Source organism: Enterobacter sp. WI-ESBL-E8, from assembly GCF_053364895.1.
Genome location: NZ_JBRWXJ010000001.1, coordinates 2,825,459 through 2,845,621, shown reverse-complemented (window position 1 = coordinate 2,845,621; position 20,163 = coordinate 2,825,459). Strand labels below are relative to the sequence as shown.

Below are 20,163 nucleotides of genomic sequence, written 5' to 3'. Positions count from 1 at the left end.
ATGACGCGACTGATCGTTATCGGCAATGGGATGGCAGCAGCGCGGCTGATTGCCTCGCTGACGGAGCGTGCTCCCGGTCGCTTCGCGATTACCGTGCTGGGCGACGAGCCTGAACACGCGTACAACCGCATCTTGCTCTCTCCGGTGCTGGCCGGGGAAAAACAGGCGGAGCAGATCCGCCTGCAGGATGACGCCTGGTATGAGGCCCGGGGGGTGACGGTGCGAAGGGGAGAAAAGGTGCTCGCGGTAGATGTGGCGAATCGGCTGGTCCGTACTGCACAAACCACGCTGGCCTGGGATGAGCTGGTGTTTGCCACCGGTTCCACGCCGTTTGTGCCCCCCATCCCCGGCGGCGACGCGTCTCATGTGTTTACCTTTCGTCGGCTGGCGGATATCGACGCGATTCAGACCCTCTCCGGCCCGGCGGTGGTGCTGGGCGGCGGCGTGCTCGGCGTTGAGGCCGCGGCGGCGCTCGCAAACAGTTGTGACAACGTCACGCTGGTGCATCGCGGGGTGTGGCCGATGGAACAACAGCTGGATCGGAAGGCTGGCTTCCTGCTCGAGGAGGCGCTGGCGGAGCGCGGGGTGCGCTGCGCGCTGTCGTCCGGGATTGCGTCCATCGCGGCGGATTCGGTGACGTTATCTGACGGTAAGCGAATGAGCGCCGCACGGGTGGTGTTGACAACGGGGGTACTGCCCAACATCTCACTGGCAAAAGCCAGCGGCGTCCGCTGCGCCCGCGGCATTGTGGTTAACGCGCAGATGCAGACCTCCGCGGCGAACGTCAGCGCTATTGGTGAATGCTGCGAGATCGACGGCCAGACCTTTGGCCTGGTTGCGCCCTGTCTGGCGCAGGCGGATATCCTCGCCGCCCGGCTGGCCGGTGAAGGTGGAGCGTCTTTTGCCCCAGCGGACAGCGGGATGCGGCTCAAGGTGACGGGAATCGAACTGTTCACCGCCGGTCGCGTCGCGGAGCAGGCGGACGACGTGGTCTGGAGCGCATGGGATCCGCTGACCCGCCACTACCGACGTTTATTGATTCATCGCGGCGCGCTGGCTGGCGTGCTGCTGATGGGCGACTGCCGCAGCGCGGCGACATTTACCGATTTACTGGCAACGGCTGCGCCCGCCCACGCGGACTGGCTGTTCGATCGTTTCACTACGCAACCGCAGGTTGCAGGACAGAACGCTATGACAAAACCTACTCTGGTGGTGGTTGGGCACGGTATGGTCGGCCATCATTTCCTCGAAGATTGCGTCAGCCGCAATTTGCATCAGCAGTATCAGATAGTCGTCTTTGGCGAGGAGCGCTATGCCGCCTACGACCGCGTGCATCTCTCCGAGTATTTTGGCGGCCGCAGCGCGGAGTCGCTCTCGCTGGTGGAGGGCGATTTCTTTGCCGACAACGGCATTGAGCTGCGCCTGTCGCAGCAGATCGTCGCTATCGATCGCGACGCGCGTGTGGTGCGCAGCGCCAGCGGGCATGAAACCCACTGGGACAAACTGGTGCTGGCGACCGGCTCATACCCGTTCGTCCCGCCCGTACCGGGCAACGATCTGCCGGGCTGCTTTGTCTACCGCACTCTTGACGATCTGGACGCGATTGCGGCCCATGCGGCAGGCTCCCGCCGCGGCGTGGTGATTGGCGGTGGGTTGCTCGGGCTGGAAGCGGCTAACGCCCTGAAACAGCTGGGCCTGGAAACCCACGTGGTGGAGTTTGCCCCCAATCTGATGGCGGTTCAGCTCGACGGCGACGGCGCGGCGATGCTGCGCAAAAAAATCGAGGCGCTGGGCGTCGGCGTTCACACCCGTAAAGCGACGACGGAGATCGTCCCCGCGGACGGCGGGCTGGTGCTGCGCTTCGCCGACGGCGAACAGCTGGAAACGGACATGGTGGTCTTTTCTGCGGGCATTCGTCCGCAGGACGCGCTGGCGCGCAGCTGCGGGCTGGCTATCGGCGAGCGCGGCGGGGTCTGCATTGACGACGGCTGCCTGACCTCCGATCCGAACGTGCTTGCCATCGGCGAATGCGCGCTGTGGGAGGGGAAAATCTTCGGACTGGTCGCGCCCGGATATCAGATGGCGCGGGTGGCCGCCGCCGCGCTGGCGGGGGAGGATAAAACCTTTACCGGCGCGGATATGAGCACCAAACTCAAGCTGCTGGGCGTGGACGTGGCCTCGTTCGGCGACGCGCACGGGCGCACGCCGGGCGCGCTGAGCTATCAGTGGACGCACGGCCCGCAGCAAATCTACAAGAAAATGGTGGTGAGCCACGACGGAAAAACGCTCCTTGGCGGCGTGCTGGTAGGCGATGCCAGCGAATACGCCACCCTGGTGCAGATGATGCTCAACGGGATAGCTCTGCCAAAAGAGCCGGAGACGCTGATTTTACCCGCGTCGTCCGGCAGCGCCCCGAAAGCGCTCGGCGTGGCGGCGCTGCCGGAAAGCGCGCAGATCTGCTCCTGTCATAACGTCAGCAAAGGCGATATCTGCCGGGCGGTGAGCGGCGGTGCGACGGAGATGGGGGCCATTAAACAGTGTACGAAAGCAGCCACCGGCTGCGGGGGCTGTAGCGCGCTGGTGAAGCAGGTGATGGAGTTCCAGCTTGCCGCGCAGGGCGTGGAGGTGAAAAAGGATATCTGTGAGCACTTCCCGTACTCGCGCCAGGAGATTTACCACCTGGTGCGCGTTAACCATATCCGCACCTTCGACCAGCTGATTAGCCGCTACGGGCAGGGGCACGGATGTGAGATCTGCAAGCCGCTGGTGGGCTCGGTGCTGGCCTCGTGCTGGAATGAATATCTGCTGAAACCGTCACACCTGCCGCTGCAGGATACCAACGACCGCTACTTCGCCAACATCCAGAAGGACGGCACCTACTCCATCGTGCCGCGCATGCCCGCAGGGGAAGTGACCGCCGACGGGCTGATTGCCATCGGCCAGATTGCGAAACGCTACAGCCTTTACAGCAAAATCACCGGCGGCCAGCGTATCGACCTCTTCGGTGCCACCCTTGAGCAATTGCCGGAGATCTGGCAGGCGCTGGTGGAGGCCGGGTTTGAAACCGGGCATGCCTACGGGAAATCCCTGCGCACGGTGAAATCCTGCGTAGGGTCGACGTGGTGTCGCTACGGGGTGCAGGACTCCACCGGCCTCGCGGTCAGGCTGGAGCACCGCTACAAGGGCCTGCGCGCCCCGCACAAAATCAAAATGGCCGTCTCGGGCTGTACCCGCGAATGCGCCGAGGCGCAGAGTAAAGACGTTGGGGTCATCGCCACGGACAAAGGCTGGAACCTCTATCTGTGCGGCAACGGCGGCATGAAGCCGCGCCATGCGGATCTCTTCGCCAGCGATCTGGACGACGAAACGCTGATCCGCACCGTAGACCGTTTCCTGATGTTCTACATCCGCACGGCAGATCGCCTGCAGCGCACCAGTACCTGGATGGATAATCTGGAAGGCGGTCTCGACTATCTGCGGGAGGTGATCCTTAACGACAGCCTGGGCATCGCCCACGAGCTGGAGCAGGAGATGGCCCGGGTGGTGGAAACCTACCAGTGCGAATGGCAGACCACGCTTAACGATCCGAACCGTCTGGCGTTGTTCCGCACCGCTGTGAATGACGCCGCAGTGGATCGCAACGCGCGCTGGCAGGAAATTTGCGGCGTCGACGACATTCCGGAGCAGGCGGGCATTGGCGCGCGGCTTGGGCGTAAGCCGATTGCGCTGTTCCGCTTTGGCGAGTTCGTTTACGCCCTCGACGATCGGGAGCCGGGCAGCAACGCGAACGTGCTTTCCCGCGGCATTCTTGGCGATGCGGCGGGGGAGCCGGTGGTGATCTCCCCGCTGTATAAGCAGCGCATTCGCCTGCGCGACGGCTGTCAGGTGGAGAGCGGCGAACCCGCGGTGCGCACCTGGCCGGTCAAAATTGAAGACGGCAAAGTGTGGGTCGGAAACGACGCCCTGGTGATGCGTGCGGAGGCCTCATGACGGAAACCCGGACAACGTGCCCCTACTGCGGGGTGGGCTGCGGCGTGGTCGCCCGCGTGGAAGGCGAAACGGTCACCGTTCGGGGGGATGAAGCCCATCCCGCGAATGCGGGACGGCTGTGCGTGAAAGGGGCAGCCCTGGGGGAAACGACGGGCCTGCAGGGACGATTGCTGCACCCGGTGGTTGACGGCGTTGAGGTGGGCTGGTCGCAGGCGCTGGGGGCGGCAGGCGAACGGCTGCGGGACATCATCGACGCTTATGGGCCGCAGGCGGTGGCGTTTTACGCGTCCGGGCAGTTGCTTACCGAGGACTACTACGCCGCCAATAAGCTGATGAAAGGGTTTATCGGCGCGGCGAACATTGATACTAACTCCCGGCTGTGCATGTCGTCGGCGGTCGTCGGCTATAAACGCGCCTTCGGTGAAGACGTCGTGCCGTGCAGCTATGAGGATGTGGAAAGCAGTGATCTGGTGGTGCTGGCTGGCTCAAACGCGGCCTGGACGCATCCGGTGCTGTATCAGCGGCTGGTGCAGGCAAAGCACAACAACCCGGAGATGAAGGTGGTGGTCATCGACCCGCGCAGAACCGCCACGTGTGATATTGCCGACCTTCATCTGGCGCTCGCGCCCGGCAGCGACGCCGGGCTGTTTGTCGGTCTGCTTAACGTGATTCAGGGAACGGACGCGTGGCCGATATCCCGCGTGGCGGCGTTTTGCGGCCTCTCGCCGCAGGATATTGGCACGTTTTACGACTGGTTTATGACGGCGCCCCGGGCAGTTACGCTCTACACCATGGGGATTAACCAGTCCTCCAGCGGCAGCGACAAATGCAGCGCCATCATTAACGTTCACCTTGCCAGCGGGAAATTTAACCGTCCGGGCTGCGGCCCGTTTTCGCTGACCGGACAGCCTAACGCGATGGGCGGAAGGGAAGTGGGCGGGCTGGCAAATCAGCTGGCGGCGCACATGAGCTTTGAGCCTGAGGATCTCTCGCGGGTGGCGCGTTTCTGGGGAACGGAACGGCTTGCGCAAACCCCTGGACTGATGGCGGTGGAGCTGTTTGACGCCATTGCCCGCGGCGAGGTGAAGGCGGTGTGGATCATGGGCACCAACCCTGCCGTCTCGCTGCCGGACAGCCACGCGGTGTGTCAGGCGCTGGCAGGCTGCCCGCTGGTGATTGTCTCTGAGGTGATGAACGATACCGACACCGGTCGGTTTGCCCATATTCGCCTTCCGGCGCTGGGCTGGGGAGAAAAGGACGGCACGGTCACTAACTCGGAACGGCGCATTTCGCGCCAGCGCGCGTTTCTGCCCGCGCCGGGCGAGGCAAAGCCAGACTGGTGGATCGTCGCGCAGGTGGCAAAGCAGCTGGGCTACGGCGACGCGTTTGCCTGGCAACATCCGCACGAAATTTTTTGCGAGCATGCGGCGCTGACGGCCTTTGAAAATGACGGCGCGCGGGCGCTAAATCTTCATGACCTGGATGCTCTGACCCGTGAGGAGTGGCAGCGGCTTGAGCCTTATCAGTGGCCGACGGGGGAGTTTCCGCGCCGAAACATCGTCCCCGTTAACCCTCTGCCGCACGGTGCGACGGTCAGCGCATTATATCCGCTGATCCTCAACTCCGGGCGCATCCGCGATCAGTGGCACACCATGACCCGAACGGGATACGTGGCCAGACTGATGCAGCATATCGCCGAACCGTTTGTCGAGGTTTGCCCCGCCGACGCCGTTCGGTTTTCCCTGTGCGACGGCCAGCTGGCGCGCATCAGCTCGCCGCGCGGCGTCATGGTGGCCAAAGTCCGCGTCAGCGGCGGACAGCGCGAAGGGGAGGTCTATGCCCCGATGCACTGGAACGCCGGGTTTGCCCGCCAGGGAAAGGTGAATGCGCTCGTGGAAGGGCGCTGCGATCCGGTTTCGGGCCAGCCGGAGAGTAAACAAACCGCCGTCAGAATCATGCCCTGGCGGCCCGCCTGGCAGGGAGAACTCTACGCCCGCGAACGGCTGGAAATGCCCGCTTCGGTTTACTGGTGGCGCAAAGCGTCACGCCTGACGGTGGCGGGCGATAAACCGCTGCTGTCGTGGATAATGGATTACGCCAGCGGCCGGGGCTGGCAGCTGCAGATTGCTCAGACCGGTGAGCGCAGCAGCGTGCTGGCCTGGCATGAAGGCCAACTGATGCTGGGTTTCTGGGAGGGCACCGCGCTACCGGCGCTGGCGCATGCGGTAATAGAAGCCGCTTTTCAGTCGCCACCCTCAACGCCTGCTGCGCGCCATGCGCTGCTGAACGGCCAGGGCACCGGCATGGCGGCGGACCCGGGGCGCATTGTCTGTAGCTGTTTCAGCGTCGGGGAAAACGCGATACGAGAGGCGATTGCCGGAGGGTGTGATTCCGTCACCGCGCTGGGGGCGACGCTGCGCTGTGGTACAAACTGTGGCTCCTGCGTGCCGGAGCTGAAAGGGCTGTTTGGATAGCGGTGTAAGGGTGTCAGGTGGCGGCTGTGCCTTAACTGACCTACAAATTCGTGTCGCCCCGTAGGTCGGGTAAGGCGCAGCCGCCGCCCGACAATAATGTTCAGGATAATCCTGGATTTTCCGTTAAGCCTGCATTTCACTGCTTATCGCGTTAACATAAAAAGAATTGCCTTATGAACATAGGTTCTTATTTACGACGTTGATGGCTGTATCGTCCCGCACTCATTTGCTGTTTATACTCTCCCTTTTTACGGCCGGAGGAGCCGTTCACGGTGCGCCAAATTCCTTTATGCATCAGGCGCAGAATCCCTTTGATAATAATGGGGATAGTTTGCCCGACCTCGGCATGGCGGCGCCAACGGGCGAGGGGGAGAAGCACCTGGCTGAAATGGCCAAAGCGTTTGGTGAAGCCAGCATGACCGACAACGGCCTCACCACCGGCGAGCAGGCGAGGCAGTTCGCGTTTGGTCAGGTACGAGACGCGGTGAGCGGCGAAGTGAACCAGCAGATAGAGTCCTGGCTTTCGCCCTGGGGGAACGCCAGCGTCAATTTACTGGTGGATAACGACGGTAAATTTAACGGCAGCAGCGGGAGCTGGTTTATCCCCTGGAATGATACTAACCGCTATCTGAGCTGGAGCCAGCTTGGCCTGACGCAGCAGACGGATGGCCTGGTCAGCAATGCCGGAATAGGGCAGCGCTGGGTCGCCGGGAAATGGCTGCTGGGCTACAACACCTTTTACGATAACCTGCTGGACGAAAACCTGCAGCGTGCCGGGCTGGGCGCTGAGGCGTGGGGGGAAAATCTGCGCCTGTCAGCGAACTATTATCAGCCCTTTGCCGGCTGGCGCGAGCGCTCCGACGTTCAGGAGCAGCGCATGGCGCGCGGGTACGACGTGACGGCCAACGCCTGGCTGCCGTGGTTCCATCACCTGAACACCAGCGTCAGCTTCGAGCAATACTTTGGCGATAATGTCGACCTGTTCAACAGCGGAACCGGCTATCACAACCCGGTGGCCGTCAACCTGGGGCTCAACTATACCCCCGTTCCGCTGGTCACGCTGACCGCCGCGCACAAGCAGGGCGAGAGCGGCGAGAGCCAGAATAACCTCGGGCTGAAGCTCAACTACCGCTTTGGCGTGCCGCTGTCCAAGCAACTTTCGGCCAGTGAAGTCGCCGCCACGCGTTCCCTGCGCGGCAGCCGCTATGATTCGCCGGAGCGCAGTAGCCTGCCGGTGATGGAGTTCCGTCAGCGCAAAACGCTGTCCGTCTGGCTGGCAACGCCGCCGTGGGATCTGAAAGGGGGTGAGACCGTCATGCTGAAGCTGCAGGTTCGCAGCACCCACGGCATTCGCCAGATCCACTGGCAGGGAGATACCCAGGCGTTGAGCCTGACATCGCCGGCCAAAAGCAGCAGCAGCGACGGCTGGAGCGTGATAATGCCTGCCTGGGATGGTAGCGAAGGGGCGACAAACCGCTGGCACCTGTCGGCGGTAGTGGAAGATGAGAAAGGCCAGCGCGTCTCGTCCAATGAGATCGTGCTGACCGTAGTGCAGCCGCTGGTCGCATTACCTGACAACGACCCGCGCTGGAAGCTGCTGCCGGAGGAGTAGTCCCTAGAAAATGCGTTCCTGATGGACCCACACGGCGGCCTCAACGCGGGATTTTAATTTCATTTTCTTCAGCATATGTTTCACATGTACTTTGACCGTGCTTTCGGTGATATCCAGGCGGCGGGCGATCATTTTGTTCGGCAGCCCCTGGGCAATGAGCTTGAGAATGTCGCGCTCGCGCGGCGTTAGCTGGCTGACGTCACGGTCGGAGGTGGCGCGGTTTGCCCGCAGGCTGGCGGCCAGGACCGGCGTTAAGGCCTCGCTGAGCACCATCTCGCCCGCCGCAGCCTGCTGCAGCGCCTTAAGCAGATCTTCCGGCTCCATATCCTTCAGCAGATATCCATCCGCCCCGCGCTTCAGCGCCGTGACCACATCCTCTTCATGGTTCGACACGCTAAAGACGACGATGCGGCCGGAAAGCGATTTCTCCCGCAGCTTGTCGAGGGTTTCCAGACCGTTCATGCCCGGCATGTTCAGATCGAGCAGGATCAGATCGGGATCGAGGGATTCGGCAAGCTCAATGCCCTGTTCGCCGTTGCTGGCTTCGCCCACCACGGTGATATCGGGCGCCATGCTGACCAGCTGTTTTACGCCAGTACGCAGCATCGGATGGTCGTCGATCAACAGGATGGATGCCGGTTCCTGATTAGTCATGGGTTTCTCCTTGAGCAGTTATGAGCGGTTTCTCGGGAATAAAGGTGACGACAACTTCCGTGCCACCCGTCTCTCTCCGGCGAACCTGGCAATCACCGCGCAGGCTTTGGGCGCGGTCTCGCATAATAATTAAACCGTAGTGGTTCGTTCGTTCGGCATTTTCCGGCACGCCGCGGCCGTTGTCGTGAACCGTCAGCTTCACCTGATTGTTGTGCTGGCTGACGGTGACCGTTACCGCCGTCGCGTCGGCATGCTTGAGCACGTTGCTCAGCGCTTCACGGGCGATCTGCAGTAAATGTATGGCCTGATGGGAGGGGACAAACCGCGGCGGCAGCTGGTAGTCCAGCTTCACCGGGAACCCCAGCCGGGCGCTAAATTCGTGACAGCTGGACTCCAGCGCCGGGCGCAGGCCCGGCTCGGTTAGCTGCAGACGGAAGGTGGTCAGCAGCTCGCGAAGCTGTATCCAGGAGGTGTTCAGCTCGTTGCGGATCTGGCTGAGCAGCTGCTTATTGCTTTCCGGCATCTCCGCATCCTGCATCTGAAGGCAGCTCACCTGCATTTTCATACAGGAGAGCGACTGGGCGATAGAGTCGTGGAGCTCGCGGGCGATGGTCGCGCGCTCTTCCATGACGATCAGCTGCTGCTGCTTTTCCTGATGTCTGTCGAGCGCCAGCGTGGCCGTTAGCTGTTCGACCAGCGTATCGACCAGCTGCTGCTGGTCGTGGCTCAGGTGACGCCCCGCCGGCAGGGTTGCCAGCAGAATACCGTACTGGGTGTGGCTGTCCGTCAGCCGCCACTTCAGGGTGGTGCCGCTGGAGGTCAGCGGCGGCAGGCCGCGAGGGCAAAGATGGCAGCCTTTGTCATCGCAGGACATATCGGACTGACAGGTAAATTCCTGATGGTTATCTTCGTCTTCGACATCGTAGACCCGCAGCTCAAGGTCGTGAAGCAGGGTCAGATTTTGCAGGCCGTTCAGCACCGGCGAGAGGCGTTCGCATAGCGGCACCTGCATGTGCAGACGACGGTTGGCCTGCCACAGGAAGGAAAGGATCTCGTTTTTCTGCTCAAGCCCCGCCGTTTTTTCCTGAACGCGCTGCTCCAGCACCGCGTAGCTCTCAGAGAGCTCAGCCGACATGGTATTCAGCGCCTGGCCGAGCATGGCCATCTCGTTGCGCCCGCTGATATGCGTGCGCTGCGTAAAATCGCGTGCGGTGACCGCGCGGGCCATCGCCAGCAGCTGTTTCCAGGGATTCAGGAGCCGCGCGCGGAGCCAGACGATGGTGAAGATCAGCAGTAGACCCATAAACAGCGCCATCGCGCGGTGTACCATCACCACCCGGTCGATGCGGAGTTCGGTAGTTTGGTCAAAAGCGGAGACCAGCGCATCAATGCGCGAGACGAACCCCGCCACGTCCTGCGCAACGGCCGCGGTACTGCGCGCCTGTCTCAGGCCCGGCTGCAGCTGGGTGTGCCAGTACCCCTGAAGGGCTTTGAGCTGAGATTGTTGACTGGCGCGAATGGCGGCATTTTCCAGCTCGGGGCTGAACGCCGTGCGCTCCATTTCATCAAGCAGGGGCCTGTCGTCCTGCGTCAGGGGAACTGATGCCAGCAGACGATAACTCTGCATGCGTAGCGAGCCTGCCTCATTAATGGCATGCGCATTACCCTGTACCCCCTGTACCAGCCAGCCGGAGATCGCCATGCCGGTCACGCCGATGGCGGTGGACAGCAAAACGATCAGAGCGACCTGATTCACGAGCGTCAGCGGTGATAAACATCTTTTTAACATAGCGTGGGCGTGCTCCTGACGTGGCCTGCTTGCAGGAATGGCGCTATTCTGGTGCATACCCTGGAGTATACCCATACCAATAAAGGATTACCCCTAAATTGCCAATGGAGTAGGGGGAAGGTGGTGGGGGTAGCAAGGAGCCGTCAGTACCGTGAAAAACCACGTCTTTTTTAGCGAATTAACCTACTCACTAAGGATAACACCTTTTTTTGCGCCGCAAATCCTCCCACTTTTCCTTTGATTTATATCAACTTACCGCCGCCCTAAAACCCTAATGTTTGCAGCATCATTCGAGAATCAGAGGTGTCTATGAGTCACTCATCCGCTCCCGAAAGGGAAAATGGTGCCGTTATTACAGACTGGCGTCCAGAGGATCCGGCGTTCTGGCAACAGCGCGGCCATCGTGTAGCAAGCCGGAATCTTTGGATTTCCGTTCCGTGTTTGTTATTAGCGTTTTGCGTATGGATGTTGTTTAGTGCGGTGGCAGTTAACCTGCCAAAAGTTGGGTTTACGTTTACGACCGACCAGCTGTTTATGCTGACCGCGCTACCGTCGCTGTCTGGCGCGCTGCTGCGTGTACCTTACGCGTTTATGGTGCCGGTCTTTGGCGGCCGTCGCTGGACGGCGTTCAGTACGGGCATCATGATCGTCCCGTGCGTGTGGCTCGGCTTCGCGGTGCAGGATACCTCTACACCGTTCAGCGTGTTCGTGATTATCTCCCTGCTGTGCGGTTTTGCGGGCGCAAACTTCGCCTCCAGCATGGCGAACATCAGCTTCTTCTTCCCGAAAGCGAAGCAGGGCGGCGCGCTGGGCATTAACGGCGGTCTGGGGAATATGGGCGTCAGCGTAATGCAGCTCATTGCCCCGCTGGCGATCTCGGTCTCCATTTTTGCGGCCTTTGGCGGCGGTGGCGTTGAGCAGGCGAATGGTTCGTACCTGTACCTGCAAAACGCAGCGTGGATTTGGGTGCCGTTCCTCGTGATCTTTACCCTCGCTTCCTGGTTCTTTATGAATGACCTGTCCGCGTCGAAGGCGTCGCTGAGCGAACAGCTGCCGGTGCTGAAGCGTGGACACCTGTGGGTGATGGCGCTGCTGTATCTGGCAACCTTCGGTTCGTTTATCGGCTTCTCTGCGGGCTTTGCGATGCTGTCGAAAACCCAGTTCCCGGAAGTTCAGATCCTGCAGTTTGCCTTCTTCGGACCGTTTATTGGCGCCCTGGCGCGTTCGCTGGGCGGTATGGTGTCTGACCGCCTGGGCGGTACCCGCGTGACGCTGGTTAACTTCGTTCTGATGGCGGTCTTCTGTGCGCTGCTGTTCCTGACGCTGCCCGTCGACGGACAGGGCGGTAACTTCATCGCCTTCTTCGGCGTGTTTATGGTGCTGTTCCTGACGGCCGGGCTGGGAAGTGCGTCTACCTTCCAGATGATCTCCGTGATCTTCCGCAAGCTGACCATGGACCGCGTGAAGGCGCAGGGTGGAAGCGAAGAGCAGGCAATGCGTGAAGCGGCGACCGATACGGCTGCGGCGCTGGGCTTTATCTCTGCCATCGGCGCGATTGGCGGCTTCTTTATCCCGAAAGCGTTCGGTATCTCTCTGGACCTGACCGGCTCTCCGGCGGGTGCAATGAAAGTTTTCCTCGTCTTCTATATCGCTTGCGTCGTGATCACGTGGCTGGTATATGGCCGGAATAACAAGAAAAATAAGTAAGTATGATTATCCGTTTACGCGGCCTTCGGGCCGCGTTTTTTTGGGATAACAATAGTTACAACATACTGACAGGCCTGCAGCGAAAGCCTGCGGGTAACACCGTGATGGCCATCGCTTTACGGGGCGCTCTACCCCTTAATACCTAAGATGTTAAATTTCACCCTGCCTTTTGTACGATAAAATAAAAATAACGATATATTTCATATTGATACGAAATTTATAATGATACCGCTTTGGTGGTATGTGGTATAACCCCTCGCCAGAAAGTCCCTCATCGTCTTGATCGTTATCAATTCTCCCTCTCTTTCAGGGCGTTACCTTCGCTGCAAATCAGCAATGTCGATTTAGAGAGCCACAGGCTCCACACAGGAGATACCCGATGAGCAAATTTTTGGACCGGTTTCGCTACTTCAAACAGAAGGGTGAAACTTTTGCCGATGGGCACGGCCAGGTTCTGGATACCAACCGGGACTGGGAAGACGGTTACCGCCAGCGCTGGCAGCATGACAAAGTCGTCCGTTCAACCCACGGCGTGAACTGCACTGGCTCATGTAGCTGGAAGATTTTCGTTAAAAACGGTCTGGTGACCTGGGAAATGCAGCAGACCGACTATCCCCGCACCCGCCCGGATATGCCAAACCACGAACCGCGCGGCTGCCCGCGTGGCGCCAGCTACTCCTGGTATCTCTACAGCGCTAACCGTCTCAAATACCCTCTGATGCGCAAGCGCCTGATGAAAATGTGGCGTGAAGCGAAGGTGCAGCACAGCGATCCGGTTGATGCCTGGGCGTCTATTATCGAAGACGCGGACAAAGCGAAAAGCTTCAAGCAAGCTCGCGGCCGCGGTGGCTTTGTGCGTTCTTCCTGGAAAGAGGTGAACGAGCTGATTGCCGCTTCCAACGTCTACACCGTCAAAACCTACGGTCCTGACCGCGTGGCGGGCTTCTCGCCCATCCCGGCGATGTCAATGGTCTCTTACGCCTCCGGCGCGCGCTACCTGTCGCTTATCGGCGGTACCTGCCTGAGCTTCTACGACTGGTACTGCGACCTGCCGCCGGCGTCTCCGCAGACCTGGGGCGAGCAGACCGACGTGCCGGAATCCGCCGACTGGTACAACTCCAGCTACATCATCGCCTGGGGCTCTAACGTGCCTCAGACCCGTACGCCGGACGCGCACTTCTTTACCGAAGTGCGTTACAAAGGCACCAAAACCGTGGCGGTCACCCCGGACTACGCCGAAATCGCCAAGCTGTGCGATCTGTGGCTGGCACCGAAACAGGGGACCGATGCCGCGATGGCGATGGCGATGGGCCACGTCATGCTGCGTGAGTTCCACCTTGATAAGCCAAGCCAGTACTTCACCGACTACGTCCGCCGCTACACCGACATGCCGATGCTGGTCATGCTCGAAGAGCGTGACGGTTACTATGCCGCTGGCCGCACGCTGCGCGCTGCCGATCTGGTGGATGCCCTGGGTCAGGAAAATAATCCTGAGTGGAAAACCGTCGCGTATAACAACAACGGCGAGCTGGTGGCGCCAAACGGCTCTATCGGCTTCCGCTGGGGCGAGAAGGGCAAGTGGAACCTTGAGCAGCGTAACGGCACGACCGGCGAAGAGACTGAACTGCGCCTGAGCATGCTGGGTAGCCAGGACGAAATCGCCGAGGTGGGCTTCCCGTACTTCGGCGGCGAAGGTTCCGAGCACTTCAACAAGGTTGAGCTGCAGAACGTTCTGATGCATAAGCTGCCGGTCAAACGCCTGCAGCTGGCCGACGGGTCGACCGCGCTGGTTACCACCGTCTACGATCTGACCATGGCGAACTATGGCCTGGAACGCGGTCTGGGCGATGAAAACTGCGCAACCAGCTATGACGATGTGAAGGCCTATACTCCGGCCTGGGCAGAACAGATCACCGGCGTTCCTCGCGGGCATATTACCCGCATTGCACGTGAATTTGCAGAAAACGCCGATAAGACCCACGGCCGTTCGATGATCATCGTCGGTGCGGGTCTGAACCACTGGTATCACCTCGATATGAACTACCGTGGTCTGATCAACATGCTGATCTTCTGCGGCTGCGTTGGTCAGAGCGGCGGCGGCTGGGCGCACTACGTAGGCCAGGAAAAACTGCGTCCGCAGACCGGCTGGCAGCCGCTGGCGTTCGCCCTCGACTGGCAGCGCCCTGCGCGCCACATGAACAGCACCTCCTACTTCTATAACCACTCCAGCCAGTGGCGCTATGAAACGGTCACCGCGCAGGAGCTGCTGTCGCCGATGGCGGATAAATCCCGCTACAGCGGCCACCTGATTGACTTCAACGTGCGCGCAGAGCGCATGGGCTGGCTGCCGTCTGCGCCTCAGCTGGGTACCAACCCGCTGCGCGTCGCGGAAGAGGCGAAGAAGGCGGGCATGTCGCCGGTGGATTACACCGTTAAATCCCTCAAGGACGGCTCAATCCGTTTCGCGGCTGAACAGCCGGAAAACGGTAAAAACCATCCGCGTAACCTGTTTATCTGGCGCTCCAACCTGCTGGGCTCGTCCGGTAAAGGCCACGAGTACATGCTGAAATACCTGCTCGGTACCGAAAACGGTATCCAGGGTAAAGATCTCGGCAAGCAGGGCGGCGTGAAGCCGGAAGAGGTGGAGTGGAAAGACAACGGCCTCGACGGCAAGCTGGATCTGGTGGTGACGCTCGACTTCCGTCTGTCCAGCACCTGCCTGTACTCCGACATTGTGCTGCCAACCGCGACCTGGTACGAAAAAGACGACATGAATACCTCGGATATGCATCCGTTTATTCATCCGCTGTCTGCGGCCGTTGACCCGGCGTGGGAGTCGAAAAGCGACTGGGATATCTACAAGGACATCGCGAAGAAATTCTCTGAAGTCTGCGTGGGACACCTCGGCAAAGAGACCGACGTGGTGACGCTGCCAATCCAACACGACTCCGCTGCCGAACTGGCGCAGCCGCTGGACGTGAAGGACTGGAAAAAAGGCGAATGTGACCTGATTCCGGGCGTGACCGCGCCGCACATTATTCCGGTTGAACGTGATTACCCGGCAACGTACGAACGCTTTACCTCTATCGGCCCGCTGATGGAGAAAATCGGTAACGGCGGGAAGGGGATTGCCTGGAACACCCAGAGCGAAATGGATCTGCTGCGCAAGCTCAACTACACCAAAGCGGAAGGCCCGGCGAAAGGCCAGCCAATGCTGAACACGGCGATTGATGCGGCAGAGATGATCCTGACCCTGGCGCCGGAAACCAACGGCCACGTCGCGGTGAAAGCCTGGGCGGCGCTGAGCGAGTTTACCGGCCGCGACCATACGCACCTGGCGAAGAATAAAGAGGAAGAGAAAATCCGCTTCCGCGATATTCAGGCGCAGCCGCGCAAGATTATCTCCAGCCCGACCTGGTCTGGCCTCGAAGATGAACATGTCTCTTATAACGCTGGCTACACCAACGTTCACGAGCTGATCCCATGGCGCACCCTGTCCGGTCGTCAGTCGCTGTATCAGGATCACCAGTGGATGCGCGACTTCGGTGAAAGCCTGCTGGTGTACCGTCCGCCAATCGACACCCGCTCCGTGAAAGCCGTGATGGGGGCGAAATCGAACGGTAACCCTGAGAAGGCGCTCAACTTCCTGACGCCGCACCAGAAGTGGGGTATTCACTCCACCTACAGCGACAACCTGCTGATGCTGACCCTGTCGCGCGGTGGTCCGATTGTCTGGATGAGCGAAACGGATGCCAAAGATCTGGGTATTGAAGATAACGACTGGATCGAAGTGTTCAACAGCAACGGTGCCCTGACGGCGCGTGCGGTGGTGAGCCAGCGCGTACCGGCCGGGATGACCATGATGTACCACGCGCAGGAACGTATCGTTAACCTGCCGGGTTCAGAGATCACCGAGCAGCGCGGCGGGATCCACAACTCCGTGACCCGTATTACGCCGAAGCCGACCCATATGATCGGTGGCTATGCGCAGCTGGCCTACGGCTTTAACTACTACGGCACCGTAGGATCGAACCGCGATGAGTTCGTGGTGGTACGTAAGATGAAGAATATTAACTGGTTAGACGGCGAAGGTAATGACCAGGTACAGGAGAGCGTAAAATGAAAATTCGTTCACAAGTCGGCATGGTGCTGAATCTGGATAAATGCATCGGCTGTCATACCTGCTCGGTCACCTGTAAAAACGTCTGGACCAGCCGTGAAGGTATGGAGTACGCCTGGTTCAACAACGTGGAGAGCAAGCCGGGCACCGGCTTCCCGACCGACTGGGAAAACCAGGAGAAGTGGAAGGGCGGCTGGATCCGTAAAATCAACGGCAAGCTGCAGCCGCGCATGGGTAACCGTGCGATGCTGCTGGGTAAAATCTTCGCTAACCCGCATCTGCCGGGCATCGACGATTACTACGAGCCGTTTGACTACGACTACCAGAACCTGCACAACGCGCCGGAAAGCAAACACCAGCCGATCGCCCGTCCGCGCTCGCTGATCACCGGTCAGCGCATGGACAAAATTACCAGCGGTCCAAACTGGGAAGAGATTCTGGGGGGCGAGTTCGAAAAACGCGCCAAAGACCAGAACTTCAAGAACATGCAGAAGGCGATGTACGGCCAGTTCGAAAACACCTTCATGATGTATCTGCCGCGCCTGTGCGAGCACTGCCTCAACCCGGCGTGTGTGGCGACCTGCCCGAGCGGCGCCATCTACAAGCGTGAAGAAGACGGCATCGTCCTGATTGACCAGGACAAGTGCCGCGGCTGGCGTATGTGCATCACCGGCTGCCCGTACAAAAAAATCTACTTCAACTGGAAGAGCGGCAAGTCTGAGAAGTGCATCTTCTGCTACCCGCGCATTGAAGCCGGTATGCCGACCGTCTGCTCCGAGAGCTGCGTAGGCCGTATCCGCTACCTCGGCGTGCTGCTGTACGACGCGGACGCGATTGAAAATGCCGCGAGCACCGAGCACGAGAAAGATCTGTATCAGCGTCAGCTGGACGTGTTCCTCGATCCGAACGATCCGAAAGTGATTGAGCAGGCGCTGAAGGACGGCATTCCGCAGAGCGTCATTGACGCCGCGCAGCAGTCTCCGGTGTACAAAATGGCGATGGACTGGAAGCTGGCCCTGCCGCTGCACCCGGAATACCGCACGCTGCCGATGGTTTGGTACGTGCCGCCTCTGTCACCGATTCAGTCAGCCGCGGATGCGGGCGAGCTGGGCAGCAACGGCATTCTGCCGGACGTGGAAAGCCTGCGTATCCCGGTTCAGTACCTGGCAAACCTGCTGACCGCAGGCGATACCCAGCCGGTACTGCTGGCGCTGAAGCGTATGCTGGCGATGCGCCACTTCAAGCGTGCCGAAACCGTGGACGGCGTGACCGATACCCGCGCGCTGGAAGAGGTCGGTCTGACCGAAGCGCAGGCGCAGGAGATGTACCGTTACCTGGCGATTGCTAACTACGAAGACCGCTTCGTGGTGCCGAGCAGCCACCGTGAGCTGGCCCGCGAAGCCTTCCCGGAGAAAAACGGCTGTGGCTTTACCTTTGGCGACGGCTGCCACGGGTCAGACAGCAAATTCAACCTGTTCAACAGCCGCCGCATCGACGCCATGGATGTGACCAGTAAAACGGAGCCGCACTCATGATTGAACTCGTCATTGTTTCGCGTCTGCTCGAGTACCCGGATGCTGCGCTTGCGCAGCATCAGCAGGAGCTCTTTGATGCACTTGCGGCATCTGAAAACCTGGATAAAGAGGATGCCCAGCGGCTTGGCGTTTTCCTCCGCGACCTGTTAGCGCGCGATCTTCTCGATGCGCAGGCGGACTACAGCCAGCTGTTTGACCGCGGTCGTGCAACCTCATTGCTGCTGTTTGAACACGTTCACGGCGAGTCCCGTGACCGCGGTCAGGCGATGGTTGACCTGATGGCGCAGTACGAGCAGCACGGCCTGCAGCTTGACAGCCGCGAGCTGCCGGACCATCTGCCGCTCTATCTGGAATATCTGGCGCAGCTGCCGAAAGAGGAGGCGCTGGGTGGTCTGCAGGACATCGCGCCGATTCTGGCGCTGCTCGGCGCGCGTCTTCAGCAGCGCGAGAGCCGCTACGCGGTATTGTTCGATCTGCTGGTGAAGCTGGCCAACGCGTCGGTCGACAGCGAAAAAGTCGCGGAGAAGATCGCCGATGAGGCCCGCGACGATACTCCGCAAGCGCTGGATGCCGTCTGGGAAGAAGAGCAGGTGAAATTCTTTGCTGACCAGAGCTGCGGCGAGTCTGAAATCTCTGCTCACCAGCGTCGTTTTGCCGGAGCCGTTGCCCCGCAATATTTGAATATCTCTAACGGAGGACAGCAATAATGCACTTCCTGAATATGTTCTTCTTTGACATCTACCCGTATATCGCGGGCACCGTGTTCCTGGTGGGAAGCTGGCTGCGTTATGACTACGGCCAGTATACCTGGCGCGCTGCCTCCAGCCAGATGCTGGATCGTAAAGGGATGCACGTGGGCTCTAACCTGTTCCACATCGGTATTCTGGGGATTTTTGCCGGCCACTTCCTCGGGATGCTGACGCCGCACTGGATGTACGAAGCGTGGCTGCCGATTGAGGTGAAGCAGAAGATGGCGATGATCGCCGGTGGCGCCTGCGGCGTGATGACCCTGGTCGGGGGGCTACTGCTGCTGAAACGTCGTCTGTTCAGCCCGCGGGTGCGTGCAACCACAACCGGAGCGGACATCCTGATCCTCTCCCTGCTGATGGTGCAGTGCGCGCTGGGCCTGCTGACCATTCCGTTCTCGGCGCAGCATATGGACGGCAGCGAAATGATGAAGCTGGTCGGCTGGGCACAGTCCGTGGTGACCTTCCACGGCGGAGCATCTTCACACCTGGACGGCGTGGCGTTTATCTTCCGCGTTCACCTGGTGCTGGGGATGACGCTGTTCGTGCTGTTCCCGTTCTCTCGTCTGGTGCATATCTGGAGCGCGCCGGTGGAGTACCTGACGCGCAAGTACCAGATTGTACGCGCCCGTCGCTAATTTGCCGTTTTGATACCAACCCCGCACTCGCGGGGTTTTTTTTCGCCCCAGCCCAGGTTGTTGCCCGCTGCTGCAAACAGGATCAGCGCACCGCCCGCCAGCTGCGTCAGGTTCAGCGAGTGTCCGAATACCAGATTATCGACAATAATCGCCACCACCGGATAGATAAACGACAGCGAGCCGGTAATAGGCGTAGGCAGCTTTTGAATGGCGCTATAGAGCAGCTGATACATAATGCCGGTATGGACGATGCCCAGCGTCAGCAATATTGGCCAGGGAAAATCGCCGGAAAATGAGGGCATGCGGGCAAACGGCAGAAGCATCACTACGCCGGTCAGCACCTGAATAAAGGCAATATGCTGTGGCGCAATTGACTTGAGTTTGCGGGCGATGATGGCCGTCACCGCATAGAAGAAGGCTGCGGCCATTGCCAGACCGATTCCGGCGAGCCAGTCAGCGCCGTGTGCTCCGGTTAGCTCGCTGGAGAGCAAAATAACCACGCCGCCAAAGGCGAGGAACAGCCAGCCCCATTTTACCAGGCTGACGCGCTCGCCTAAAAACATCCCCATCAGTACCAGCATAAACGGCTGGGTGTTATATACCACGGTCGACAGACCAATCGAGATCCGTTCATAGGCAGCGAAGAGCAGCAGCCAGTTCACCACTAATGCCACACCGCCAAGAATAGCCAGCAGCAGCGTTGCTCGGGTGAGGGGGCTAAAAGGCTTTGGGCTTATCCGGATAAAAATAAAAAGCGCCATTGCCCCGATAAGGCAGCGCCAGAACACCACTTCCGTCACTGGCAGACCGGAAAGTAATACAAATGCGCCAATAGAGCCGGAAATTAACATCGCCAGGCTCATCTGCCAGACGCCTTTATGGAAATCACGCATCATCC

The 20,163-nt window shown here is 60.1% G+C and carries 11 protein-coding genes; 8 read left to right on the top strand and 3 right to left on the bottom strand.

Annotated features, from left to right (window positions below):
* The 3 genes from nirB (at window position 1) to ACWHWP_RS13540 (ending at window position 8,076) form a co-directional block, all read left to right on the top strand.
* Complete coding sequence (nirB, locus tag ACWHWP_RS13550) at window positions 1–3,990, top strand: nitrite reductase large subunit NirB (protein WP_447855807.1); 3,990 nt, start codon at window positions 1–3, stop codon at window positions 3,988–3,990.
* A complete protein-coding gene (locus ACWHWP_RS13545; protein WP_447855806.1) occupies window positions 3,987–6,464 on the top strand; it encodes a nitrate reductase in 2,478 nt (825 codons plus the stop codon). The genes nirB and ACWHWP_RS13545 overlap by 4 nt, the downstream gene beginning before the upstream one ends.
* Window positions 6,465–6,666: 202 nt before the next feature.
* Window positions 6,667–8,076 (top strand): YchO/YchP family invasin, encoded by a 1,410-nt coding sequence (locus ACWHWP_RS13540; RefSeq protein WP_447855804.1) that lies wholly within the window; start codon window positions 6,667–6,669, stop codon window positions 8,074–8,076.
* Window positions 8,077–8,079: 3 nt separating this feature from the next.
* Here ACWHWP_RS13540 and narL read toward each other — a convergent pair whose 3' ends face one another.
* Window positions 8,080–8,730: a two-component system response regulator NarL gene (gene narL / locus ACWHWP_RS13535; protein ID WP_008499531.1), complete on the bottom strand. Its 651-nt coding sequence runs from the start codon at window positions 8,728–8,730 to the stop codon at window positions 8,080–8,082.
* The gene (narX, locus tag ACWHWP_RS13530; RefSeq protein WP_447855803.1) at window positions 8,723–10,519 is read right to left on the bottom strand and encodes a nitrate/nitrite two-component system sensor histidine kinase NarX; all 1,797 of its coding nucleotides are present in this window, start codon (window positions 10,517–10,519) and stop codon (window positions 8,723–8,725) included. Before narX ends, narL begins: the two co-directional genes overlap by 8 nt.
* Before the next feature lie 309 nt (window positions 10,520–10,828).
* On the opposite strand from narX, the gene ACWHWP_RS13525 reads away from it, so the two are divergent.
* The 5 genes from ACWHWP_RS13525 to narI all read left to right on the top strand — a co-directional run bounded on the left by ACWHWP_RS13525 (window position 10,829) and on the right by narI (window position 19,265).
* Complete coding sequence (locus tag ACWHWP_RS13525; RefSeq protein ID WP_047348229.1) at window positions 10,829–12,226, top strand: NarK family nitrate/nitrite MFS transporter; 1,398 nt, start codon at window positions 10,829–10,831, stop codon at window positions 12,224–12,226.
* 379 nt (window positions 12,227–12,605) lie between these two features.
* On the top strand, window positions 12,606–16,349 hold the full coding sequence (locus tag ACWHWP_RS13520) for a nitrate reductase subunit alpha (protein WP_447855802.1): 3,744 nt from the start codon (window positions 12,606–12,608) through the stop codon (window positions 16,347–16,349).
* Entirely contained in the window at window positions 16,346–17,881 is a 1,536-nt protein-coding gene (narH, locus tag ACWHWP_RS13515; protein ID WP_447855801.1) for a nitrate reductase subunit beta, read from the top strand. Before ACWHWP_RS13520 ends, narH begins: the two co-directional genes overlap by 4 nt.
* Window positions 17,878–18,588, top strand: a complete 711-nt coding sequence (gene narJ / locus ACWHWP_RS13510) for a nitrate reductase molybdenum cofactor assembly chaperone (protein WP_063429613.1) — start codon at window positions 17,878–17,880, stop codon at window positions 18,586–18,588. The genes narH and narJ overlap by 4 nt, the downstream gene beginning before the upstream one ends.
* Complete coding sequence (gene narI / locus ACWHWP_RS13505) at window positions 18,588–19,265, top strand: respiratory nitrate reductase subunit gamma (protein ID WP_047348232.1); 678 nt, start codon at window positions 18,588–18,590, stop codon at window positions 19,263–19,265. Before narJ ends, narI begins: the two co-directional genes overlap by 1 nt.
* On the opposite strand, the gene ACWHWP_RS13500 is transcribed toward narI, so the two are convergent.
* On the bottom strand, window positions 19,262–20,158 hold the full coding sequence (locus ACWHWP_RS13500; protein WP_447856680.1) for a DMT family transporter: 897 nt from the start codon (window positions 20,156–20,158) through the stop codon (window positions 19,262–19,264). The genes narI and ACWHWP_RS13500 overlap by 4 nt on opposite strands.
* Between the last annotated feature and the right edge of the window lie 5 nt (window positions 20,159–20,163).